Origin of the sequence: Pseudoalteromonas sp. GCY (assembly GCF_016695175.1) — a bacterium.
Lineage (GTDB): Bacteria > Pseudomonadota > Gammaproteobacteria > Enterobacterales > Alteromonadaceae > Pseudoalteromonas.
Genome location: NZ_CP068023.1, coordinates 347037 through 371879 on the forward strand (window position 1 = coordinate 347037; position 24843 = coordinate 371879).

The 24843-nt window shown below is 43.7% G+C and carries 20 protein-coding genes and 1 tRNA gene; 13 read left to right on the forward strand and 8 right to left on the reverse strand.

Translation table 11 applies throughout. The features are described 5' to 3' along the window. Nucleotides 1-83 precede the first annotated feature (83 nt). Nucleotides 84-452 carry a nuclear transport factor 2 family protein gene (locus tag JJQ94_RS06780; RefSeq protein WP_099032059.1) on the reverse strand — a complete coding sequence of 123 codons (369 nt, stop codon included), beginning with the start codon at nt 450-452 and terminating at the stop codon, nt 84-86. Between the two features lie 470 nt (nt 453-922). Here JJQ94_RS06780 and JJQ94_RS06785 point away from each other — a divergent pair, with 470 nt between their 5' ends. Further along, nucleotides 923-2020 carry an ISAs1 family transposase gene (locus JJQ94_RS06785; RefSeq protein ID WP_201435445.1) on the forward strand — a complete coding sequence of 366 codons (1098 nt, stop codon included), beginning with the start codon at nt 923-925 and terminating at the stop codon, nt 2018-2020. A 1238-nt stretch (nt 2021-3258) separates the two neighbouring features. Here JJQ94_RS06785 and JJQ94_RS06795 read toward each other — a convergent pair. Then, complete coding sequence (locus tag JJQ94_RS06795; protein WP_201435446.1) at nt 3259-4266, reverse strand: extracellular solute-binding protein; 1008 nt, start codon at nt 4264-4266, stop codon at nt 3259-3261. 129 nt (nt 4267-4395) lie between these two features. Here JJQ94_RS06795 and JJQ94_RS06800 point away from each other — a divergent pair, with 129 nt between their 5' ends. After that, nucleotides 4396-7053, forward strand: a complete 2658-nt coding sequence (locus tag JJQ94_RS06800; RefSeq protein WP_236596557.1) for a putative bifunctional diguanylate cyclase/phosphodiesterase — start codon at nt 4396-4398, stop codon at nt 7051-7053. 141 nt (nt 7054-7194) lie between these two features. Continuing rightward, on the forward strand, nt 7195-8025 hold the full coding sequence (locus JJQ94_RS06805; protein ID WP_099031887.1) for an arylamine N-acetyltransferase family protein: 831 nt from the start codon (nt 7195-7197) through the stop codon (nt 8023-8025). 48 nt (nt 8026-8073) lie between these two features. On the opposite strand, the gene cysQ is transcribed toward JJQ94_RS06805, so the two are convergent. The 6 genes from cysQ to cysG are packed head-to-tail and all read right to left on the reverse strand — an operon-like array spanning nt 8074 to nt 14992. Continuing rightward, nucleotides 8074-8844, reverse strand: coding sequence for a 3'(2'),5'-bisphosphate nucleotidase CysQ (gene cysQ, locus JJQ94_RS06810; protein ID WP_010376240.1), 771 nt, complete (start codon nt 8842-8844; stop codon nt 8074-8076). A gap of 3 nt (nt 8845-8847) precedes the next feature. Next, nucleotides 8848-9444 (reverse strand): adenylyl-sulfate kinase, encoded by a 597-nt coding sequence (gene cysC, locus JJQ94_RS06815; RefSeq protein ID WP_010607813.1) that lies wholly within the window; start codon nt 9442-9444, stop codon nt 8848-8850. An 11-nt stretch (nt 9445-9455) separates the two neighbouring features. Next, the gene (locus JJQ94_RS06820) at nt 9456-11180 is read right to left on the reverse strand and encodes an SLC13 family permease (RefSeq protein WP_172439990.1); all 1725 of its coding nucleotides are present in this window, start codon (nt 11178-11180) and stop codon (nt 9456-9458) included. Nucleotides 11181-11213: 33 nt separating this feature from the next. Continuing rightward, entirely contained in the window at nt 11214-12629 is a 1416-nt protein-coding gene (gene cysN / locus JJQ94_RS06825; protein WP_099031885.1) for a sulfate adenylyltransferase subunit CysN, read from the reverse strand. Continuing rightward, nucleotides 12629-13528 (reverse strand): sulfate adenylyltransferase subunit CysD, encoded by a 900-nt coding sequence (gene cysD / locus JJQ94_RS06830; RefSeq protein ID WP_010376235.1) that lies wholly within the window; start codon nt 13526-13528, stop codon nt 12629-12631. The genes cysN and cysD overlap by 1 nt, the downstream gene beginning before the upstream one ends. A gap of 42 nt (nt 13529-13570) precedes the next feature. Beyond that, on the reverse strand, nt 13571-14992 hold the full coding sequence (cysG, locus tag JJQ94_RS06835) for a siroheme synthase CysG (protein ID WP_099031884.1): 1422 nt from the start codon (nt 14990-14992) through the stop codon (nt 13571-13573). A 365-nt stretch (nt 14993-15357) separates the two neighbouring features. Between cysG and deoC the strand changes: the two genes are divergently transcribed. The 10 genes from deoC to rpoB all read left to right on the forward strand — a co-directional run bounded on the left by deoC (nt 15358) and on the right by rpoB (nt 24786). After that, nucleotides 15358-16107, forward strand: coding sequence for a deoxyribose-phosphate aldolase (gene deoC / locus JJQ94_RS06840; protein WP_099031883.1), 750 nt, complete (start codon nt 15358-15360; stop codon nt 16105-16107). Next, nucleotides 16091-16591 carry a hypothetical protein gene (locus JJQ94_RS06845; protein WP_099031882.1) on the forward strand — a complete coding sequence of 167 codons (501 nt, stop codon included), beginning with the start codon at nt 16091-16093 and terminating at the stop codon, nt 16589-16591. The genes deoC and JJQ94_RS06845 overlap by 17 nt, the downstream gene beginning before the upstream one ends. A 96-nt stretch (nt 16592-16687) precedes the next feature. Then, a tRNA-Trp gene (locus JJQ94_RS06850) sits at nt 16688-16764 on the forward strand. 133 nt (nt 16765-16897) lie between these two features. Next, nucleotides 16898-17275 (forward strand): preprotein translocase subunit SecE, encoded by a 378-nt coding sequence (gene secE, locus JJQ94_RS06855; protein WP_010376231.1) that lies wholly within the window; start codon nt 16898-16900, stop codon nt 17273-17275. A 4-nt stretch (nt 17276-17279) separates the two neighbouring features. Then, complete coding sequence (nusG, locus tag JJQ94_RS06860; RefSeq protein WP_010376230.1) at nt 17280-17837, forward strand: transcription termination/antitermination protein NusG; 558 nt, start codon at nt 17280-17282, stop codon at nt 17835-17837. 167 nt (nt 17838-18004) lie between these two features. Continuing rightward, a complete protein-coding gene (gene rplK, locus JJQ94_RS06865) occupies nt 18005-18433 on the forward strand; it encodes a 50S ribosomal protein L11 (RefSeq protein ID WP_010376229.1) in 429 nt (142 codons plus the stop codon). Nucleotides 18434-18439: 6 nt separating this feature from the next. Beyond that, entirely contained in the window at nt 18440-19144 is a 705-nt protein-coding gene (gene rplA / locus JJQ94_RS06870) for a 50S ribosomal protein L1 (protein WP_010376228.1), read from the forward strand. A 337-nt stretch (nt 19145-19481) separates the two neighbouring features. Then, nucleotides 19482-19976, forward strand: coding sequence for a 50S ribosomal protein L10 (gene rplJ, locus JJQ94_RS06875; protein ID WP_010376227.1), 495 nt, complete (start codon nt 19482-19484; stop codon nt 19974-19976). A gap of 71 nt (nt 19977-20047) precedes the next feature. Continuing rightward, nucleotides 20048-20410, forward strand: coding sequence for a 50S ribosomal protein L7/L12 (gene rplL, locus JJQ94_RS06880; protein ID WP_010376226.1), 363 nt, complete (start codon nt 20048-20050; stop codon nt 20408-20410). A gap of 350 nt (nt 20411-20760) precedes the next feature. Then, on the forward strand, nt 20761-24786 hold the full coding sequence (gene rpoB, locus JJQ94_RS06885) for a DNA-directed RNA polymerase subunit beta (RefSeq protein WP_010607819.1): 4026 nt from the start codon (nt 20761-20763) through the stop codon (nt 24784-24786). Nucleotides 24787-24843: the final 57 nt, after the last annotated feature.

Genomic DNA, 24843 nt, shown 5'->3' on the forward strand with positions numbered 1-24843 from the left:
GAAATGACGCAGGCTGCTTAATTTTGGAAAGAGTGTCGCACTTCAGAGTTGAATTCGGGAATAACTTAATACCAGAATCGTAATTATATGTTAGCGTTGGATGTGTGTATCTGATTTATTTTCCATCCTTCATTAATCTTTATCCAAATTTCGGAAAAGAATATTCGACGTATTGTAGAGTCTTTTGATCTAATCTCTCCAAGCCCTGTAATGATGCATGTATCCCCTAACTCTAGGATATCTAGGCTAACATCTGACGCATATACACTGCTTTTGAACCACCGACCGTCAGAAACTCTTTTATTTATAGTAGAGTATCTGGCATCTCTACATTCTATACCTAATTCATTTACAGCTTTAAATGAAGGCATTTCTATATCCTTTAATATTTCAACATCTCCTCTAAGAAAGGAATTATGCCAATTACTTCTAATTTCACTTAGTTGTTTCATAGTTTCGTCCAAATTTAGATTTATTTTTTGATATCTCTTCTGTAATTCGTGAAGCTGATAGAGCTTCGGCTAAAATAGAGAGAACTTTTTTAATATTCGAATCATTATTTAAACTGGTAATAGGCTCTCTTAATTCAGGATACATATGCATGTTATCACTCATTTCTTTTATTAGTTCGTAGATCTTTTTAATGTTTATAGAAAATGATATTAATATTGAAGGTGACTTGGCTGTTTCTACATTATGCCAGAATCAATTTGGTATATAAATAAACTCGCCCTCACTGATGGTTTTTTCCAATAATGGTTTTCCCGATGGTTTATTAAAAAGAAAACTCTTCTGATGCTTTGTTGGTTTTTGCACAGTAGGTTCGTATACCACGGCGGGATCACACTTTGTAAAAAGGCTTTAACACTCGGTCTTTTTCTGATCTAATAACGCCCACATTATCACTATCTACTTGTTAATTATGTCGTTATTTAGCCACCTTGAACTTGTTGAAGATAAGCGTTCTTCTATCAATCAACATCATGATCTTACTGATGTTTTGTTTCTTATCATCTCGGCGGTTTTATCTGGTTGTGAAGGCTGGAAAGATATCGAGGTGTTCGGGCACAGTAAACTGCCTTGGCTCAGGCAGTTCAGAGCATTTAAGCACGGTATTCCAATGCGACATAGCATTGCACGTATTCTTAAAACAGTAGAAACTGACTCTCTGGTTTTGGCCTTGTTCAGTTGGGTCAACGAACAGCGCTCTCAGTCTGGTAAGCCAATCATTGCGTTTGATGGTAAAACTCTGCGCGGTGCCAGTAAAAAGCGTGAGGATAACTTACATTTGGTGTCTGCTTTTGATTGCGAGTCTGGTTTAACTTTGTATCAGCGAACGGTAGAAAATAAGTCCAATGAGATACCGGCAGTTAGGGCCTTATTAGATGTGCTCGATATTTCAGATTCTATCGTCACACTAGACGCACTACATTGTCAGAAAGCGACACTTTCAGCATTGATTTCAAGAGGGGCTGACTATCTGGTTCAGGTCAAAGCAAATCAGAAAACACTCTATAAAGCAGTCACTTCATGTTTTGAAACAGCCTTTGAAGAAGAAAAGAATTTGCCTGAAGATGTACAAGTCAGCAATGGTCATGGACGTCAGGAAACACGCATCACTTATGTTCTGAAGGCCGACAATCTGCCTGAAGAGATAAGAGAAAAATGGCCTGGGCTTACTTCGCTGATCGCGGTTGAAAGACACAAAAAATCCGAGTCGATAACAAAAATAGACACGCACTTTTATGTCACTTCAGTTGAGCCTGATGCACAGATGTTACAAAAAGCTATCCGCCACCATTGGCACATCGAGAACCAGCAGCATTGGGTACTGGATGTGGTGTTTAAGGAAGATGCTTGCCAGATCAGTGAGCCGATTTCGGCGGAAAACATGGCGCTGTTCAGACGGGTCGTTCGCAACTTGGTAAAACAGCACACAGGTCGTAAAGATTCGATACGTGGTAAGTGCGTTCGGGCCAGTTTTGACGATGAATTCAGGGCAGAGCTTATCTTCGGTTAATGGTCGTTAACGAAGTATGCTCTCACCCTGGTTCGTATACGACCCAGTTTTTTCACCCAATACCTGATAAGCAATACCGTCTATACTGTCGAAGTGAAGGCCAAAGCTTGGGTTTTTGTCAGTAGAATAATAGAGGTTGGCATTGACTTTTTCAAAAAAAACACTCTCTATTTTCTTACACAAGTCAAAGATTTCCGGGAAAAAATGTTGACATCGATCTATTATCATCGTATTCCCGTCGTCCAATAATCTATTAATCATACGTATATTTAGTTGTGGAACGACGCCATTATGACCCTGAATTTTGTAATCTACGAAGCCTTTGAACCCTTTTGATAAGGGTACTCCTTCACCACAGAACCTTATTCTTGGGTAATCTAATAAATCACTTTCGAGCAAACGAAATAGCCTAGAACTTATAGTGCTTTTTAGTTCACATCCTATAACCTCTCCGAAATGGATAGAATCACGACTTTTTGAAATTGAGGAATTCGAGGCCGCGTATGCTGCGCCGAGGAGCACTCAGGAACTCACGCGCTTGATAACAGATATTCGGTCAAATACATTGCTAACATCATGAAAGCGGTGAGTTGTTTCATGTAACGGCAAGGTCTTCAATTACGGAGTGCCATGCATCGATGATATACAATGTCTCGGACGTCTTGCTTTGCAGGAGCCTCTCGGCGAAAGGACTGAATCACAAATGGGTAATGGGCATTACCTGTGTCCGTGTTCAAAAGTAGTGGCTATATTTCGCGATTGTAATGGACTTGTATACCCGAAAAAATCATAGGCTTGAGCCTGGGGGTTACATGACCGTTCAACCTATACAGATGGTCATAAGTGCAAGGGGAGTAAAGTCAGAGGTACTCATTCATCCAGGCTTTGGCACGTAATATCGTTCAAATCACTAGGTGGCGAAGGTGTTCCCCAATAAATGCTGAACTTCATATAACAAAATATAGTAACATAAGAGGAGCGCCAACTGGCCATGTTCACTCGCGACCAACGTTCCGAGGTACACGCTTCATAATAAGATAAGGCTTAATCTTTGCAGATAAAGTCAGACTAGAATATTGATGCTGTTTGGCTATCGATACACAGAGGCCTCTCAGTCATAAATCGAAAAGGGGCAGAAACTTGTTAGCTGAGGCATGATCTGGCCACAATCGCAGAGTACCAAAATGGTTTCCCGCCAGCAGCTTTTTGATGGACCAGTGCCAGTATTTAACTGTGACTTACAAGTGATCTTTGCTGAGTGAGTTAATAACTTGCTGGGCTCGTGACACTTGTTGCAGGCCGAGCTTCACCTGTTTCGTGGCGGGGACAAACGGAGTAGGAGCCGTTTTCGAGCTCTGAATCACAGGATATTCATGAAGCAAATTAGCATACATGGACTGAGTACTCGGTTTCAGCAAGAAATCAATAAATAACTCGGCATTGTGTGCATTGGGTGAGTGCCTTGCTATCGCAACCGTGGTGGTAGAAATAGGTGTTTTTCCCGAGTGCATTTTCAGAAAGTGGATCTCTAGCTGTTCGGCAAGTGCCTTATCGCGCTTATTTTCGGAGTGCTGCATCATGCTCCAATAATAGTGATTCGCCAGCGCAAATTCACATTGACCTTGTGCAAGCGCTCGCAGTTGATCTCTATCTCCTCCCACAGGGCGTTTTGCTAATAGCGTATTAGCTTGGTTGAGCCACGAGGAGTCATTGTTATTTGAAGAAGCATAGAGGCTCGATGCTAACGTCAAGTTATAACTATGAGACCACTGGCGAATGCAAAACTTACCCTGGTAAAGCGTTTTATCTAAATCCGAAAAGTGCTCGGGCAAGGGTGTAGAAACGCCTTTTTTACGGAATAATGCGCGTGTTCTTATCGAAACACTGATCCACCGCTTATCATCATCCTTGAGTTCATGATTTACTGCTTGCCAATTTGTGATCTTGTCGATAGGGCGCAGTAGTGTTTTGTAATCATGCAACTGAATTAGATCGGAGGTGAGCAACACATCGGCCTTTGAGTCGGCGCCATCGCTTTTGAGACGCTCAAGCAGTTGTGCTGATTTACCATTTACTAGGTTTACGGTGATCCCAGTCTCTTTTTCAAATGCCTGGAGGACAGGTTGAATTAATTCATATTTTCTAAATGAATAGACGTTTACTTGCGAGGTGTGGGGCTGCTTCGCAACCGCTTGACCAAAATGTACCCAAAAGAGCAAAAAAAGGAAAAGTTTACTTTTATTCATTGCAAATAAGAATTATTATCGAATGGGTGTAGCATACAATGTTCGATGAAGATGTCCAGAATTAAACGACGCGTTTTTACAAATGCCATTCTCCAGAGTACTCAACAGGTTTTTAAGCGAAGGCTTCCTGTGTTGGGGTTCATCTTGTTGTTCGCCTGTTTGATATATGTTGGTTTGATAGCGAATGTTTACTACCAAAACCAATCAGAAAGCAAAAGCGCCCAGGAGTTGACGCGGTTAGAGTACTTACTGGATAGTAAGTTGCAACACGTTGCCCACCTACTGTATTCGATAGACGCCTACCTCAACACTCATCAAGATGCAGACTTTTATAAGATAGCGCAATCACAGCTTACCACGGCGAATTTAGGGTTGAGTATGGAAACATACGCAGTGGTTTCACCTGAACAATTCTCCATATTAGAGAAAGTGCAGCGTGAAAGAGGGTATTTTGACTTTAAAGTTAGAGGCAATCTAGATAAACAGGCTAACCAATGGCTGGTGGTTACCCGTGCCGCACCTGTGTCTGAAGTTGGTCAGACCGTCGGGCAGGCGGAGGTACTTGAGAGAGATATTTTTGCAGAGCGGGATGAGAATGACTTAACGACCTATGTCTGGCCAAATAGGCAAAAACTCAGTGTATTGATTGAGCAACCGGGTTTTGGAGAGTTTAAAACGCTACTGGGATTAAGTTTTGAGTTACCTTTTTTATTGGATTCACTATTTGGCCAACTATATCAGCAGCGCAAGCAACACTTATTGGTCTCTTCAAAAAAAGAAATTATTTATAGCTCCGATTGGCAGAAGCGCTTCGACCTTCAGAGTTTAACGCCAAGTGCGGTACACACCATTAATTTTTATGGTTTGCCCATTACTATGCAGTTGTATGATGAGGCGTGTTTACATCCAAGTTGGTTAAATAACCATAGCGTGCTTATTGTACTCTTTTTAAGTATTTTGGCCGCCTGTATTTTATTGGTGTGGCTCCAGCTAAGGCAACTGAAAAACCGCAATGACACCGTCAATAATTTAGTTGTTGAAAGAACTAAAAGCTTAGAGGTGTCTAATCACAGGTTACAAGTCGAATCTAATAAGCGGTTAGGGGCTTTGCAGCAACAGGTTGCTGCAGAGCGTAAGTATAAAAGTTTATTCGTTAATAGTCATGAAGGTTTATTTGTACTAAATCGCCGGGGCTACATCATTGACTCCAACCCCGCTTTCAATGCGTTACTTTTTGGTGGGCGTATTCCTTCGCCAAATACAGACTTTAGTGCACTTATGCAAGACTCTGAGTGTCATGAGCAGTGGAACCAGATTGTTGCCACTAAGCAAGCTCACCAAGAAATGGAGTGGTTAGCAAAAGCAGAATCGGGAGAGCATATCTGGCTTAGACATTCTGGGCATTGGTTGCATCAACCGGATAGTTGCCTGTATGAGGGGAGAGTGACGGACATTACTCAGGCTAAACTGTTCCAAGAACAATTGCGATATAAAGCGCAACATGACAGCTTGACCGATCTGCTAAACCGTCAGAGCTTTGTGTCTTTGGTTGATAAGCTCCGTGAGCGTAAACGCGCCAAGTTTACTTTGCTATATATTGACTTAGACCGCTTTAAGCTAATAAACGATACCTTAGGCCATCAAGCCGGCGATAAGCTGCTTATCGAATTTGCAACAAGAATGCGTATGCTGCTTAGTAGCTATGCCGATGTTGCCCGGCTTGGCGGTGATGAATTCGCCGTCCTTATTTACGACGAGCATCTACATGAACCAATCGAGGGTGTGCTTGAAGATATTCTTGCGCGGATCCGAGCGCCATTTCTGTACCAGGGTAACAGTCATTGTGTAAGTGGTAGCGTTGGTGTACGTCACTTTACCGTTCCGTGTTTACATTGCGATGCTGAGAAACTACTGCATGATGCCGATATTGCAATGTATGAGGCAAAGAAGCGAGGCAAGAACACTTATCATATATTCACTAATGCAATCGCTTGCGAAGCAGGTCGAAAGATCCAGATTGAGCAAGCGCTACAGGCAATAGTCATGTCTCGCGAACTAAGCTTGAATTTGCAACCCGTTTATTGTCAAAAAGGGCAGAACCTAAAAGGGTTCGAAGCACTACTACGCTGGAATAGTCCAACGCTCGGAGAAGTAAGTCCCGCGGAATTTATTCCCATAGCAGAACAATGCGCGAAGATTTCAGAGCTTGGTCGCTGGGTATTTGATCAGGCGCTCAATTTTATCAATGCCGTAGGAGACAGCACCCTCTTTGTCGCGGTTAATGTTTCTCCGTTGCAACTCCAGTCGCAGGAATTTATCGATTGGCTAGTGTCTCGTTGTGAGGATGAAAATGTTGCGATGAAACAAATTAAGCTTGAGTTGACGGAGTCTGCAATGATGGCAGAGGAAAACATGCTTATTGGGCCGCTTGAGCAACTTCATCAAGCGGGATTTGGCATCTATATTGATGACTTCGGCACAGGTTATAGCAGCCTTGCTCGGCTCAATCATCTTCCTGTGGATGGCATTAAAATTGATAGAGCTTTTATGTCCGGCATTGAACAGGGCGGTAAGGCAACGCAACTCATTGAAGCGATTTGCGCGATTGCGCACAGCTTTAACCTTGTAGTGACAGCCGAGGGCATTGAAACGGCAGCGCAGCTGGATACGTTATCAAGGCTTTATTGTCATCAAACGCAAGGCTATTTTATGTCGAAGCCACTTGTTGTGGCTGAAGCCAAACGCCTCGTTTTGCCGCACAAAAAAGTACATCAGTTATTTGCCTAGTTAAAAAAATAACCAGAGGTTTGGATAACAAAGTGACATCTTATTAGGTGATAGAAATAATGGCTGAAAAAGTAAAAATACCTATTGACCTTAACATGGGTTGAGGTTTTAACCTGCCTCCATCAACTTTAGGAGTCAGTCATGGAATTAGAAGCGAATATTAATCAATATCTTAGCAGCTTATCGTTACAGCACTTTGCTGGGGTTGAGCTGATCACCGAGTTACAACAAAAACACCTCTCTCGCTACGCCTTCTCAAGTATTAATGCCATGTATGGTGAGCGTCTGTTGCTTGACCCGTTACCACTATTTAGCCGTTTAGTGACCAACAAACAAGGAGGCTACTGCTTTGAGCATAACAAGGTGGCATTTATAGCACTGCAACAGCTTGGGTTTACAGTAAGGCCGGTTCTTGCGAGAGTAATGCTAAATGGTAGCCTCTCCAATCCTCGTTCTCATCGGATGACATTGCTTAACTTGGACGGCGAGCAGTATTTGGTTGATGTGGGGTTTGGAGTGAAGTCTCCTCGTGTACCGATTAACATCAATCAGGCCTTAACTATCCAAGGCCGGCAGACTTATCAGGTACAAAAAACAGCAGACACAGTCAAAGTGACTTTGTTAGAGGAGGGAGAAGCACCGCTCACTTTATATCATGTCGACCTTGCTGAAGTGTTCGAATCCGATTGTGAAGTGGCACACTTTTATTCTCACCAACATCCTGATGCGGCGTTTGTGAATAACTTAGTGGTCTCTCGCATTACAGATTGCCACCGTTATTTACTGCGTAATCAGAGTTATTTCGAATGGCACGAATGCGATGGCAGTGTTACTGAAACTAAAGTGGAGAGCTTTGCTCAGCTGGAGCAGTTAGTAAAAGAGACATTTTTGCTTGAAACGCCAAGAGCGGTTTTAAAAAGCGTACACGATAAAGTCCTAACTCGTGCCGCAAATAAACCAGTCGAACGTTAATTCGACTGGTTTTATGTGAATTAGTTTACGGTATTACCACCTTCTAGCTTAATCTTCCAACCTAGAAACCACAAAATAGGGGTTAAGATACTCGGCTTTTTGATTGTAGCGCAGAGGCTCGCCATTCACTTGGCTGACCTTTGCCCCAGCGATACTCGCCACTGCGTGTCCGGCTCCGGTATCCCACTCTGAAGTTGGGCCAAGGCGAGGGTAAACATCGGCTTTACTTTCTGCCACTAAGCATAACTTAAGTGAACTGCCTTTAGGTACCATGTCGACTTGCTCGAAGCGGGTAAGGTACTCCGCTAAATCTGGTGAAGGGTGTGAGCGCGAGCCAACTACTTTGATTAAACCTTGATTGGGCTTGGTGGTGACTTTTAGTTCTATGCGAGCTTCACCCGTTTGCTTGAACGCGCCAATACTTTTTTCTGCAAGGTAGCTTTCATTAAGTGCTGGAGCATGAACAACACCAAGAATGGGTTCACCGTTATTGATAAGTGCAATATTTACCGTAAATTCGCCATTTTTCTTGATGAATTCCTTGGTGCCATCAATGGGGTCAACCAGCCAATATTCTTGCCATTGTTGGCGCTCTTGCCAATCTATTCCCGCGCTTTCCTCGCTTAATATCGGCATTTCGGGAGTGAGGGTTTTAAGGCCTGCAACAATAATTTTATGTGCAGCGAGATCTGCCTCAGTGACGGGACTTTCATCTTCTTTATATTCAACATTAAAGTCCTTGGCATAAATCTCCATAATCGCTTCACCAGCGCGAATACTCAGATTTAATACTTCTTCCAGCAGATCCGTATGATTCATGACTTACCCTATTAAATTCTTTGACAGTAGATAGTGTATTAGCTGCTGGACAGATTCTTCCAGCGACTGCTCGGAAGTATTTAAACATATTTCTGGGCTAATTGGGGGCTCATACGCCGAATCAATACCAGTAAAATGTTTTATTTCTCCAGCACGCGCTTTTTTATACAAACCTTTAGGGTCTCGTTGCTCGCAAACTGCAAGCGGCGTATCTAGATATACTTCAATAAACTCGCCGCTTGCGACTAAATTACGCACCATGTCTCGTTCTGCTTGAAAAGGAGAGATAAAAGCAGTGAGTACCATTAGCCCCGCATCGACCATGAGTTTGCTGAGTTCACCCACTCGACGAATGTTTTCGACGCGGTCTTCATCGCTGAACCCTAAGTCTTTACACAGTCCATGCCTGACATTATCCCCATCAAGGAGGTAGGTATGTATGCCTTTTGCTTGCAGTGCATGCTCAAGTGCATTGGCCACGGTGCTTTTACCTGAGCCTGAAAAGCCTGTAAACCAAAGCACGCAAGGCTTATGACCTTTTAATTCGCTACGTTTTGTTTTATCTACGGCATAGTTATGCCAAACAATATTTTCGTCCATACTTTGCTCTATTAAAATGGAAAGACAAATGGAATAACAGTCAGTACCGTCGCTGAATAAATCAACGACAAGGGCAGTCCCATGGTGACGTAATCACGAATTCGATAGTTGCCTGCGCTATACACCATGAGGTTAGTTTGATAGCCAAAAGGTGAGATAAAGCTCGCGGATGCGCCAAAGGCTACCGCCATTACAAATGGCAGTGGATTTACATCAAAACCACTTGCCAGCGCATAAGCCACTGGGAATGAAAGTGCTGCCGCGGCATTGTTAGTGATGAGCTCGGTAAATATCACAGTCATCACAAAAATGGCGATAAATGCGCCGTAAGGACCAAAATCCCCTAACAACCACAATAAGCTCGAGGAAATCTCTGCTGCCAGTCCGGTTTCAATCATTAACTTAGCCAGTCCTATCGCACTGCCAACAATAGCGACAAGCTCAATAGGAAAGCGACGTTTCATCTCAGGGACTTTGATTGTACCAAGCACTACAAGTGCGGCGAGTAACACAATTAACCCTTTTACCAGCGGCACAACCCCAAAGATGCTAAGGCCAACTACTGTCGCAAAACTCGCAAGTACCGTGTTGGACTTATTGCGAGATAGATGTGTTTGTAAATCTAGGCCCGAGATATACACAAATTCGCGTTTGAGATTGGGGAGTGCATAAAAATCGCTGCTTGGGGCTAGTATTAAAGAGTCGCCCGCTTGTAATTCGACCTGACCTATCCCACCTTGCAGGCGATCATGACCACGACGTATCGCAATAATAGCGGCATGAAACTGCTCTCTAAAGCGGATCTCTTTAATGGTTTTTCCAAGAAAGCGCGAAGACTGACTGACGACCACTTCCACCAAGTGCTCAACGTCTTTCTCGTGTTTATCATGGACTATCTTTAATCCATCGAAACGCTGTAACAGTGGCACTGAGTTGATGTCGCCCACAAATAGCAGAACATCACCAGCAAGAATTTCTTGTTGTGGCGTTACGGCGCAGATCCGTCGTTCACCGCGAATGATTTCAGCAAGAAATAAGTCTTTGAGGTCGCGTAGGCCGTTTTCTTCAACCGTGCGACCAACTAGCTTGGAGCTTGGCTCAACTTTTCCTTCTAAATAGAACGGCACGACCTCATCATTATTTTTGCCGTTGTCGGGCAAATATTTGAGCATAATCGTGATGGTCAATAAACCAACACTCAGGACGGCGAGACCAACTAAGGTAAAGTCAAAAAAGCCCAGCGGCGCCATCCCTGCTTCTACGGCAAAGCCATTAACAATAAGATTGGTAGAAGTACCTATCAACGTTAACGTACCACCTAAAATAGCGGTATAAGAAAGCGGTAATAGCAGTTTAGAAGGCGCATGTGTTTTGCTCTCTTTAACGGTCGTGATCAGCGAAGCAACCACCGCCGTGTTATTGGTAAAAGAAGACAAAAAGGCAGTGGATAAGCCCAGTTTAATTACGGCTTTTGCGAGACTACCTTGTGCCATTGAGTGGGCGAGTTTTTTGACTAAGGTTGTTTTTTCAATCGCAATGGAAACTAGGATAAGTAGCACCAGCGTGATTAAAGACGGGTTCGCATAATTCACCAACATCGATTCAAGATCGATGAGGCCAGTCAAATAACTGGTGGCGATTGCGCCTGTGAATAGCCATGCAGCGTTAATGCGTGTGGCAAAAAGACACACGACTAACGCTAGCATAATGCCTGTTAAAATGACTTGTTCCATAATGACGTCATACCTCGACTAACAGGCTAAATTGCATTATTTTAACTTCGAAATATCAAGCGCTTGCCAATGAGGGAAGTGCTTGCGAACTAATGCATTAAACTCAATCTCAAATTCACTAAACTGACTTGAGGACGTTGCTGTTGCTGCTTGAACCGTTTCCACCATACCCGCACCTATGGTTAGGTTAGATAGGCGATCAATTAAGATAAATGAGCCAGTTTCACGATTATTTAAATACTCATCCGCAACGACATTTTCCGTAAGCTCGATGGTCACGATAGCAATTTCATTTAGTGACAATGAATCGGCTTGGCCGTGCTCAAGTGTATTTACATCGATTGTGTGCTCGATATTTTTCACGATTGCCGCAGTTTTCTTGCTACCCAATTTAAGGTTATAACTTTTACCCAGCTGGAGTGGTGTTTCGTGCATCCATACCAGCTTAGCAGTGATCTGATTCGTCACCTGAGCAGTAGACTCTGCAGGCACAATCACATCGCCACGACTCACATCGACTTCATCTGCTAGGGTGATAGTGAATGCTTGTCCGGTTTCCACTTGGGTTAGATTGCCATCAAAAGTCACGAGTTCTTTAATGGTTGAAGTCTTACCTGATGGCAATACTTTAACCGCTTGGCCAACGCTTAAACTACCAGAGGTTAATGTGCCTTGGAAACCGCGAAAGTCTAGGTTAGGACGCACCACATATTGCACCGGGAAACGCGCTTCAAAACCATGGTTAGGCTCTGCTGCAGGAGAATCCTCCAGCAGTTCCAGCAATGGTTTGTCTTGATAATAAGGTGTTTTTTCTGAGCGGTTTACAACATTGTCACCTTTAAGTGCTGACATTGGCACAAAGCGAATATCTTGTACATTCAGTTGCTCAGCAAACTTCAAGTAGTCGGCCTTTATGCGCTCAAATACGGCCTCATCAAAGTCGACAATATCCATCTTGTTTATCGCGACAACGAACTGTTTGATACCCAGTGAATCACAGATAAAGCTATGGCGTTTAGTCTGAACTTGAACACCATAACGGGCATCGACAAGGATAATAGCCAAATCACTGGTCGAAGCTCCCGTAACCATATTTCGTGTGTATTGCTCGTGTCCCGGCGTATCGGCAATAATAAATTTACGCTTCGCTGTCGAGAAATAGCGGTAAGCCACATCAATGGTAATACCTTGCTCACGCTCCGCTTGTAAGCCATCAACAAGTAACGCTAAATCAAGATCTTCACCCGCATTGCCGACTTTTTCATTGTCTTTGTGTAGCGCAGCTAATTGGTCTTCATAGATTTGATGACTATCGTGTAGCAAACGGCCGATCAGCGTTGATTTACCATCATCTACGCTGCCGCAGGTCATCATACGCAACAAGCTCTTGTCTTGCTGACGCGCTAAGTAGGTTTCTATGCCTAATTCTTTCACTTCATTTGCTGTTGACATTAGAAATACCCCTCGCGCTTTTTCTTCTCCATTGATCCTGATGAATCATGATCAATCACTCGTCCTTCACGTTCTGACGACGTAGATAACAACATTTCTTCGATAATTCCAGTGAGCGTATCGGCTTCTGATTCAACTGCACCCGTTAGTGGGTAACAGCCAAGCGTTCTGAAGCGTACAGATTTCATTTCAGGCACTTCACCTTCAGCAAGTGGCATACGGTCATCATCGACCATAATTAACGTTCCGTTACGCTCGACAACCGGTCTTGGCTTCGAGAGGTAGAGCGGCACTATCTCAATACCTTCTTGGTAGATATATTGCCAAATATCGAGCTCTGTCCAGTTTGATAACGGGAAAACTCGAATGCTTTCGCCAGGGTTCACTTGGCCGTTATACGTATTCCATAACTCCGGACGTTGGTTTTTAGGATCCCAGCGATGGTGCTTATCTCTAAATGAATAAACCCGTTCTTTCGCGCGAGATTTTTCTTCATCACGGCGCGCACCACCAAAGGCCGCATCAAAGCCATATTGATCTAACGCTTGCTTAAGGCCTTGTGTTTTCATGATATCGGTATGCTTAGATGAACCATGAACAAATGGACTTATGTTCATCTCTAGTCCTTCTGGATTTTTGTGCACAAGCAGTTCAAATCCATACTCTTTTGCTAATCTATCGCGAAACTCGATCATTTCTCTAAATTTCCAATTGGTATCAACGTGGAGTAGAGGAAACGGGATCTTCGCAGGGTAGAAAGCCTTACGAGCAAGGTGAAGCAGTACCGACGAGTCTTTACCAATCGAGTACAGCATTACCGGGTTTTCAAACTCTGCGGCAACCTCTCGGATGATCTTTATGCTCTCAGCTTCGAGTTGCTGGAGATGGGTTAAAGCCATGATTAATGTCCTACTTATAAATTTAACTATCTTGTACTTTAATTACGCGACTTGCGTAATAGGTTGAGCGAAGCTACTGATTTGATTATTCTTATTAAACCAAGCTAATTGCTCATGTAATGCTGCCACTTCACCAATAATCAATAGTGCTGGCGACTGAATATCATGCGCAGTAATAGTCTGTGCAAGTTGATCTAATTGTGTTCTTACGACACGCTGAGATTTGCGCGTGCCATTCTCAACAATTGCTACAGGTGTATTCGGCGAGCGCCCATGAGTGAGTAATTGCGCCTGAATATGCGGCGATTTAATCACTCCCATGTATACAGCAAGCGTTTGATTCGCCTTAGCTAAGCCTTCCCAGTCGAGTTCTTGTCCATCTGGCTTGCAATGCCCAGTAACGAATTGAATAGCTTGAGCATGATCTCTATGAGTTAATGGAATACCAGCGTATGCGCTGCATCCTGCTGCTGCAGTAATGCCAGGAACAATTTGATATTTCACGTTATTTTCGGCCAATACTTGTACTTCTTCGCCACCGCGACCGTAAATAAATGGGTCGCCGCCTTTTATCCTACAAACCTTTTTACCTTGTTTGGCTAAATCAACCAAAATCTCATTGGTGTGTTCTTGTTTAACACTATGATTACCGGCTTTTTTGCCCACGCAGATTAAATCAGCGTCACGACGTACAAGATCCATGATTTCGTCAGATACCAGATAATCATACACTACCACATCGGCTTGTTGCATTAGTTGTAATGCCTTAAGCGTCAGTAGCTCAGGGTCGCCTGGACCTGCACCGACTACATAAACCTCGCCTTCAGGTGAAGGAGTGCTTTCTAGCATGGCTTCAAGTTGAATTTGTGCATTTTCATTGTTACCAGCTTGTACTTCACTTACCACATTTGAATCAAAGACGGATTCCCAAAACTGACGGCGGTCAGCAAAGTGTTTAAAACGTGCTTTCACTTTATGTCTGAATTGACCAACAAGCGTTGCCAGCGGACCAATATGCTGTGGAATAAGGGTTTCTAACTTCTCTCGTAATCGTCTTGCAAGGACGGGCGCAGTTCCAGCACTAGATATGGCAATCGTTATAGGGTTTCTATCCACGATTGAAGGAAAAATAAAATTACACTTTGGTTGGTCGTCGACTACGTTAACGAAAAGGTTACGCGCTTCAGCAAGCTCTGCCACCTCTGCATTTACTGCTTCAATATCCGTTGCCGCAACGACTAACATGGCATTGTATAGGTCTGATACGTCAAATGGCTTATGTCGAAGTGCAACGCTTGAATCTGCTGCTAGTGATAAAAGCTCAGCGCAAAACTCAGGTGAAACCAAAGTGACTGCTGCATTGGCTTTTAAAAAGGCGCGGCACTTTCTCAGCGCAACCTCACCACCACCTACAATCAATACAGGTTTATTTTCTAGTTTGGTAAAAATTGGCAAGTATTGCACGATAACCTCTGCTAAACATCACGACGGTTGATATCAATATTGATTGATATCAATATTGATTGATATCAGTAATAGAGCGCAGCATATAGAGTTGCAAATGTGGGAAAAAATAATTTAAACCGCCCCCATATAACCAAAAGTTATAAAGAAGGCGGGTAAATATCAGTTTCTTTTTATTTCATGGGGTTAACTTAAGTTTTTGCTGTGATTTGACGATTATAGTGTTTGGTTATGAGATATTCATTTAATGAACAATAGTAAAAACCGTATCCGACAGGTAATTGTATGCGGACATTTGTCCTATTGTTGGTCCTGCTGTATGCATTTAACTAGGCTTATTACATAGAGTGAAAAGGAACACGGTAATGACTTTACAATCTGATGCTCGGTTGTCGCTGAGTTTAATGGATTTGACCTCTTTGAAAGAGGACGATACGCCGGCAAGTATTCTCGCGTTATTGAATAGCATTAACCCTGATATCGGACTACCAGCGGCTATTTGTGTGTATCCGCAATTTGTGACGTTAGTAAAAGAAGAGTTGGAAAAGCGTGAGTGGTCGCAGATAAAAGTAGCCACGGTGACCAACTTCCCATCTGGAGAGCAAAAGCTCCAGCAAGTCCTAACACAAACTCATTCAGCAATCGCGGATGGTGCCGACGAAATTGATCTTGTGCTTCCTTATCAGCAGCTGATGGCGGGTGACCCAGATACGCCTTGGCAATATGTGCATTCGAGTAAGCTTGCTTGTCAAGGTAAAGCAAGACTCAAGGTCATCATCGAAAGTGGTGTATTGGCCAAGCCAAAGCTCATTGCGGAAGCCGCGCAGCTTGCCATTATGGCGGGCGCGGACTTTGTTAAAACAAGCACAGGAAAGGTTGCTGTCAATGCTACACCAGAAGCTGCAGAAGTTATCCTTAAGACAATCAAAAGCAGCGGTAAATCGGTTGGATTTAAAGCGGCCGGTGGAGTAAAGTCAGTAGTTGAAGCGCAGCGATATTTACGATTGGCTGAAGAAATTATGGGGGCTGAATGGCTCAATGCCAAGAACTTTAGATTCGGTGCTTCAAGCCTATTGAGTGATGTAGCAGTGGTTGTGAATGGACAGAGCGAGTGAAGCAGAAAAAATAAAACTTGAGCATGACGCGGCTAAACTGTTTTTACGTAGTTATGAAAAGCAGTTTGCAGTGCATATGCGCCATATTTGGCACAATGAGCCCAATAAACCAGACGTCAGTTGCTATCAGGGAGAAATACAGCTGGATATAGAAATAGCCCATTTTTATGCCAGTGAGAAAGAAGCCATGGCTGTGCTTGGGCGTCCGCTGTCTCTCTCCACGCAAAGAGAGTTGGCAGTAATGAGTCAAGCCGCTGACTCCGATCAACTGAGTATCGGTTTGCAGCGGCTGCTCAATCAAAAAGCCAAAAAACACTATGATTCACAACGTGTTTGGTTGTTAATTCGAAATGCCAGCCCCATTTATCATCTTGACGATTTTAAGCGCTTAAAAGCGACTTGGGAGATCCCTGATTGTCACCCATTTGAGCAAGTTTGGGTGCTTTGTGATTTTTATCACGGAGATTTATTGCGTCTTTTCTGAAGACGTCGCAAAACCAAGTTTAGACAAAATGTTACTTTGCATATCTTTTACACTTGTTTTCGTTTGCTTCGTCAGTATAATGGGCATCCACTTTGCAGGGGCGTAGTTCCAATTGGTAGAACAGCGGTCTCCAAAACCGATGGTTGCGGGTTCGAGTCCTGCCGCCCCTGCCAATTCAGCAACAAGTCCACATTTAAAATAACGTGACCCAAAACCACTTAAGTCGCTTATTTGTAAATTTGGATTGAATGGATTTACCCTGTTCTATGCAGGGTCGTTGTGTCTGTATTTAAGGTAAAATTGATTATGAGCACTAATGTTGAAAACTCGTCAAGCTCGATGGACACGGTAAAGTGGCTAGCTGCTATTGCACTTCTAACTGGTGCCGTAGTTGGTAATTATCTATATGCCGATTTATCTGTTTTAGTACGCGCTGTTGGCGTAGTTGCAGCTATCGCTGCGGCTTTGGGCATTTTGGTAACGACTGAAAAAGGCCGTACCTTTATCGCTTTTGCTAAAGAATCGCGTATTGAAGTACGTAAAGTTATCTGGCCAACGCGTCAGGAAGCGACTCACACTACTTTCATCGTGATCATTGCAACGGTGATTATGGCATTAATCCTATGGGGATTAGATGGTATACTTTTCCGTGCAGTAGGCTTTTTAACTGGATTGGAGATCTGATCCCATGTCGGATGAGAACAAAGAAAAGAAATTACGTTGGTACGTGATCCAAGCGTTTTCAGGTTTTGAAAAACGCGTAGCACAAACCATTATCGAGCATATTAAAATCGAAGGGTTAGAAGACCTATTCGGTGAGATCCTTGTGCCGACTGAAGAAGTGGTTGAAATGCGTGCAGGTCAGAAACGTAAATCTGAGCGTAAATTCTTCCCTGGCTATGTATTAGTTCAAATGGTGATGGACGATGCGTCTTGGCACTTGGTAAATAGCACACCTCGTGTAATGGGCTTTGTTGGTGGTACGTCAGACCGTCCTGCACCAATCAGTCAAAAAGAAGCGGATCGTATTCTTAACCGTCTGCAAGAGAATGCTGAAGCACCGAAACCTGCTACTTTATTTGAGCCGGGTGAAGTGGTTCGTGTTACAGATGGTCCATTTGCTGACTTCAACGGTGTGGTTGAAGAAGTGGATTACGAAAAGAGTCGTCTGAAAGTTTCGGTACTTATTTTCGGTCGTTCAACACCTGTAGACCTAGAGTTTGGTCAGGTTGAGAAAGACAAATAAATTCTAACTTGAAAAAGTTGTCAAAGGCCGCTGATTAATCTATAATCAGCGGCCTTTTTGTTGTAAGCAAAAATATGCGGCAAAAAGACTGAATTTTTTAACTGGGAAGCCGTTTGAGTACGCGTCCTCGCGCGCACGAGGCAAAGACCCACAATTGAGGTATTATCATGGCTAAGAAAGTTGAAGCTCTAATCAAGCTACAAGTTGCTGCTGGTATGGCTAACCCTAGTCCTCCAGTAGGTCCTGCACTAGGTCAACACGGTGTAAACATCATGGAATTCTGTAAAGCGTTCAACGCACGTACAGAGTCTATCGAAAAAGGCGCACCTGTTCCTGTTGTTATTTCTGTTTACAGTGACCGTTCTTTCACTTTTGAAATGAAGACTCCACCTGCGGCATACCTTCTTAAGAAGGCTGCTGGTATCAAGTCTGGTTCTGGTCGTCCTAACACTGAAAAAGTTGGTACAGTTACTCGTGCTCAACTTGAAGAGATCGTTGAGACGAAACGTCCAGATCTTACTGCTGCTGATATGGACGCAGCTGTACGCACGATTGCAGGTTCTGCACGTGCAATGGGCTTGAACGTAGAGGAGTAATTGAGAATGGCTAAATTAACTAAGCGTATGCGTACTATCCGCGAGAAAGTGGATGCGACTAAAGAGTACGAAATCAACGAAGCTGTTGCTCTTCTAAAAGAACTTGCTACTGCTAAGTTCGTTGAAAGTGTTGACGTTGCTGTAAACCTAGGTATCGATGCTCGTAAATCTGATCAAAACGTACGTGGTGCAACTGTACTACCTCACGGTACTGGTCGTGATGTGCGCGTAGCGGTATTCACTCAAGGTGCAAATGCTGAAGCTGCTAAAGAAGCTGGTGCTGATTTAGTAGGTATGGAAGACCTTGCAGAGCAAGTTAAGAAAGGCGAAATGAACTTTGACGTTGTTGTTGCTTCTCCAGATGCAATGCGCGTTGTTGGTCAACTAGGTCAAATCCTAGGTCCACGTGGTCTTATGCCTAACCCTAAGACAGGTACTGTAACACCTAACGTTGCAGAAGCTGTTAAGAACGCTAAAGCTGGTCAGGTTCGTTACCGTAACGATAAGAACGGTATCATCCACACTACTATCGGTAAAGTAGACTTTGACGCTAACCAACTTCAAGAAAACCTTGAAGCGCTAATCATCGCGCTTAAGAAGGCTAAGCCTTCTACTGCAAAAGGTACTTTCGTGAAGAAAGTAAGCATCTCTACTACGATGGGTGCTGGTGTTGCTTTAGACCAAGCTACTCTAAATACTCAAGTAGTATAATTTAGAGTTTAGCGTTTACATGGCGTAAAAATTAGACTATAATTTTGCGCCATTTTGTAGAGAAGTGTGCTTCTTTGCAAAGTAAAGAATTCGGGTTGAAGCGCATAATTTCGAAAATTGTTTCCATCATGGTCTACAATGAATCGATAAATTGCGCTTCCGTCCAAGACCGTAGGTGGCTTCGGCCTTAATCGTCCTACGTAGACGGTGTGAATCCCAGCTAGATTTTCCTAATCTTCTGGCTCTCGCCGTAAAAAGCATCTCTGCTAAAGTTTTTAGCAGGGTAGAGTAGAACTGAAAAACATGTTTGTTTTTCTATAAACCAGGAGTAACACCCATGGCTTTAAATCTTCAAGACAAAAAAGCAATTGTTGCTGAAGTCAACGAAGCTGCCAAAGGTGCTCTTTCAGCAGTTGTTGCTGATTCTCGTGGTGTAACAGTAGGTGCAATCACTGCTCTTCGTAAAGAAGCTCGTGAAGCTGGTGTATGGATGAAAGTTGTTCGTAACACCCTAGCTAGACGTGCGGTTGAAGGCACTGATTACGAATGCCTTAACGAATCACTAGTTGGTCCAAGCCTAATCGCTTTCTCTTCAGAGCACCCTGGTGCTGCTGCGCGTATCTTTGCAGATTTCGCGAAAAAGAACGAAGCATTTGAGCTTAAAACTGCTGCATTCGAAGGCAAAATCGTTGACGTAGATATGCTTGCTAAGCTACCTACTTACGACGAAGCTGTTGCACGCTTAATGAGCGCTATGAAAGAAGCGTCTGCTGGCAAATTGTGTAAAACAATTGAAGCGGTACGTGTACAGAAAGCTGAGCAAGCTGCTTAATCTAAGCAACGCTCCTTTCTTTAATAAATTTTTTGAACCGCATGGGTTCGTAAATAATTAGGAAATTTGAAATGTCTGTAACTAAAGACCAAATCCTTGACGCTATTGCTGAAATGTCAGTAATGGAAGTTGTTGAACTAGTTGAAGCTATGGAAGAGAAGTTCGGTGTAACTGCAGCTGCTGCTGTTGTTGCTGCTGGTCCTGCTGAAGCTGCTGAAGAAAAGACTGAGTTCGACGTAATCCTAGCTGCTGCTGGCGGTAACAAAGTTGCTGCAATCAAAGCGGTACGTGGCGCAACAGGTCTAGGCCTTAAAGAAGCTAAAGCGCTAGTTGAGTCTGCTCCTGCACCTATCAAAGAAGGTGTATCTAAGGAAGAAGCTGAAGCGCTTAAGAAAGATCTTGAAGAAGCTGGTGCTCAAGTTGAGATCAAGTAATCTAGCTCCCGCTAGGTTCGCTGCCTGAGAAATCAGGCAAGGGCTGGTGATTATTTAATCACCGGCCCTTTTGCGCTATAGAGATATACATTTCTATAGTGCATAAACCTTCGAATTTCACTGTAATTTTCAATAACTTAGAAGTTTTTGTTGAAAATCGCAATGGCATTTGAAGTAACACTGATTTGATGACATTAACGATTTGAATATAGCCTGAATTGTGCTCATTTAAGCCGTTACTTAAGCAAGTTAGTGTGACAATTTAGATGTTGTTATCATGGCTTAGATGCCAGTGAAGTCTGTTCAATTTTGGACAGGTTGGGTCAAAGATCAGCAAGCTGAGGAACCCCATGGCTTACTCTTATTCTGAAAAGAAACGTATCCGTAAGGATTTTGGTAAACGTCCACAGGTTTTGGACATACCTTTCCTACTGCAAATGCAGTTGGAATCGTTCGATAAGTTCATTGCGCCTGATGCCGATGGCGATACTGGATTGGAAGCTGCTTTCCGTTCTGTATTCCCTATCAAGAGCTACTCGGGCAACTCTGAACTTCAATACGTCAGTTATCGTATTGGCGAGCCAGTATTTGACGTTAAAGAATGTCAAATTCGCGGTGTGACATATTCTGCTCCACTTCGCGTTAAACTACGTCTTGTGCTAATGGACAAAGATGCACCTGGCACAGTCAAAGACATAAAAGAGCAAGAAGTTTACATGGGCGAAATCCCGCTCATGACAGACACCGGTACTTTTGTAATCAATGGTACTGAGCGTGTTATCGTTTCTCAGCTACACCGTTCACCTGGTGTATTCTTTGATAACGACCGTGGTAAATCACACTCATCTGGTAAAGTGTTATATAACGCACGTGTGATCCCTTACCGTGGTTCATGGCTTGACTTTGAATTCGACGTTAAAGATAACCTTTACGTTCGTATTGACCGTCGCCGTAAACTACCAGCATCTATCATCTTACGTGCACTAGAGTTCACTTCAGAAGAAATCTTGGCACTATTCTTTGAAACGACAAGTTTCGAAGTTAAAGATGGCAAAGTGTTGATGGAACTTGTGCCTTCACGCCTACGTGGTGAAACCGCTGCATTTGATATTAAAGATGCAAACGGTGACGTATTGGTTGAAAAAGGCCGTCGTATTACTGCACGCCACATTAAGAGCATCGAAAAGCAAGGCATCGACACTCTTGAAGTACCGCATGAGTACATCATCGGTCGTGTTGTTGCTAAAAACTATATCGACGAATCAACAGGCGAAGTGATTGCAGAAGCGAACACTGAACTATCACTAGAGCTTATGGCTGAATTGGTGAAAGCGGGTCACTCAAAGATCGATACGCTTTACATCAACGAAGTAGACAGCGGTGCGTACATGTCAGAGACATTACGTGTTGATTCTACTAACAATCGCCTAGAAGCATTGGTAGAAATCTATCGCATGATGCGCCCTGGTGAGCCACCAACAAAAGAAGCTGCAGAAGCGTTATTTGATAACCTATTCTTCTCTGAAGAGCGTTACGACCTTTCAACGGTTGGTCGTATGAAGTTCAATAGCCGTGTTGGCTATGATTCAGACGAAGGTGACGGCACGCTATCTAAAGAAGATATCGTGAGCGTGATGAAGGTATTGATCGACATCCGTAACGGTAAAGGCGATGTTGATGACATCGACCACTTAGGTAACCGCCGTATCCGTTCTGTAGGTGAAATGGCTGAAAACCAATTCCGTGTAGGTCTTGTACGTGTTGAGCGTGCAGTACGTGAGCGTCTAAGTCTTGGTGACCTAGATAACGTTATGCCACAGGATTTGATCAACGCTAAGCCAATCTCTGCAGCAGTAAAAGAATTCTTTGGTTCTTCACAGCTTTCACAGTTTATGGACCAGAACAACCCGCTTTCAGAAGTAACGCACAAGCGTCGTATTTCTGCATTAGGTCCGGGTGGTCTAACTCGTGAGCGTGCTGGCTTCGAAGTACGTGACGTACACGTAACGCACTACGGTCGTGTTTGTCCTATCGAAACGCCTGAAGGTCCAAACATCGGTCTAATCAACTCGCTATCTACTTACGCGCGTACAAACGACTATGGTTTCTTAGAGACTCCATACCGCAAAGTAGTAGACGGTATCGTTACTGACGATGTTGATTACCTATCAGCAATTGAAGAAGGTCAGTTCGTTATCGCACAGGCGAATACAACGCTAACTGATGACAACCAATTTGCTGAAGAATTGATTCCATGTCGTTTTAAAGGTGAATCAACCTTTATGCCAAGCGACAGCATCCAGTATATGGACGTATCTCCACAGCAGGTAATCTCTGTGGCGGCAGCGCTTATCCCATTCCTAGAACACGATGACGCGAACCGCGCATTGATGGGATCGAACATGCAACGTCAAGCTGTACCTACACTACGTGCTGATAAGCCGTTAGTTGGTACTGGTATTGAGCGTACACTAGCGAAAGACTCTGGTGTAACAATCGTTGCTAAGCGTGGCGGTATCGTTAAGTATGCTGATGCGAGCCGTATTGTTGTTAACGTTAATGAAGATGAGCGCATCCAAGGTGAAGCGGGCATCGACATCTATAACTTAACTAAGTACACACGCTCAAACCAAAACACTTGTATCAACCAGAAACCAACTTGTATGGTTGGTGAGCCGGTGGTACGTGGTGACGTGCTTGCTGATGGTCCTTCAACAGACCTAGGTGATCTAGCACTTGGTCAGAACCTACGCGTAGCGTTCATGCCTTGGAATGGTTACAACTTCGAGGATTCAATCCTACTTTCAGAGAATGTTGTAAAAGAAGATCGTCTAACGACTATCCACATTCAAGAGCTTCAGTGTATTGCTCGTGATACTAAGCTTGGTCCAGAAGAAATCACTGCGGATATTCCTAACGTAGGTGAGTCTGCACTAGGTAAGCTTGACGAATCAGGCGTTGTATATATCGGTGCTGAAGTGAAAGGCGGCGACATCCTTGTAGGTAAAGTAACGCCTAAAGGTGAAACGCAGCTAACACCTGAAGAAAAGCTACTACGCGCTATCTTCGGTGAAAAAGCGTCTGACGTTAAAGACAGCTCACTACGTGTACCAAACTCTGTATCTGGTACGGTTATCGATGTACAAGTGTTTACGCGTGACGGTGTTGAAAAAGACAAACGTGCACTAGAAGTTGAAGATATGCAGCTTCGCGAAGCGAAGAAAGACTTCAACGAAGAGTTCAGAATTCTTGAAGGCGGTATCCTGACTCACGCTCGTAACCTACTGATTAAATCGGGTATGAGTGAAGAGCAGCTTGCTGGTTTTAACACGGAGAAGCTACTAACTCAAAGCCTTGCTGATGAAGAGCATCAAGCAGAGCTTGAGCAACTAGCTGCACAGTATGACGAGCTTAAAGCTGACTACGATAAGCGTTTCGAGAACAAGCGTCGTAAGATCACTCAAGGTGATGACCTAGCGCCTGGCGTACTTAAGATTGTTAAAGTATACCTAGCTGTTAAACGTCGTATCCAGCCTGGTGATAAGATGGCGGGTCGTCACGGTAACAAGGGTGTAATCTCAACTATCGTTCCTGTTGAAGACATGCCTTACGATGACAAAGGTCGTACTGTAGATATCGTACTTAACCCGCTGGGTGTACCATCTCGTATGAACATCGGTCAGATCCTAGAAACTCACATGGGTCTAGCTGCTCGTGGTATCGGTGAACGTCTTGAAGAAATGATGAAAGAGCAACGTGAAATTCACGAGCTACGCGAATTCATCAAGAAAGCTTACGAAATCGGTGACTGCCGTCAGAAAGTAGATATTGCTAACTTCTCTGATGATGAAATCCGTCGCTTGGCAGATAACCTTAAAGGTGGTCTTCCAATCGCAACACCAGCATTTGATGGTGCACGTGAAGCTGAAATCAAAGACATGCTAGAGCTTGGTGGTTATCCAAGAAGTGGTCAGGTAACGTTATATGATGGTCGTACTGGTGATGCATTTGAGCGTCAAGTAACAGTAGGCTACATGTACATGCTGAAACTGAACCACCTTGTTGATGACAAGATGCACGCGCGTTCAACAGGTTCTTACAGCCTAGTTACTCAGCAGCCGCTGGGTGGTAAGGCACAGTTCGGTGGTCAGCGTTTCGGTGAGATGGAGGTATGGGCACTAGAAGCATACGGTGCTGCCTACACACTACAAGAAATGTTGACAGTGAAGTCGGATGACGTTAACGGTCGTACTAAGATGTATAAGAACATCGTAGACGGTAACCACAAGATGGAACCGGGTATGCCAGAGTCGTTCAACGTACTGTTGAAAGAAATCCGCTCGCTAGGTATCAACATCGAGTTGGAAGAAATTTAATCCGACCGCCGCAGTGCGCTGCGGCGTTGCATAACTGCAACCGGACTGAAAAGAATG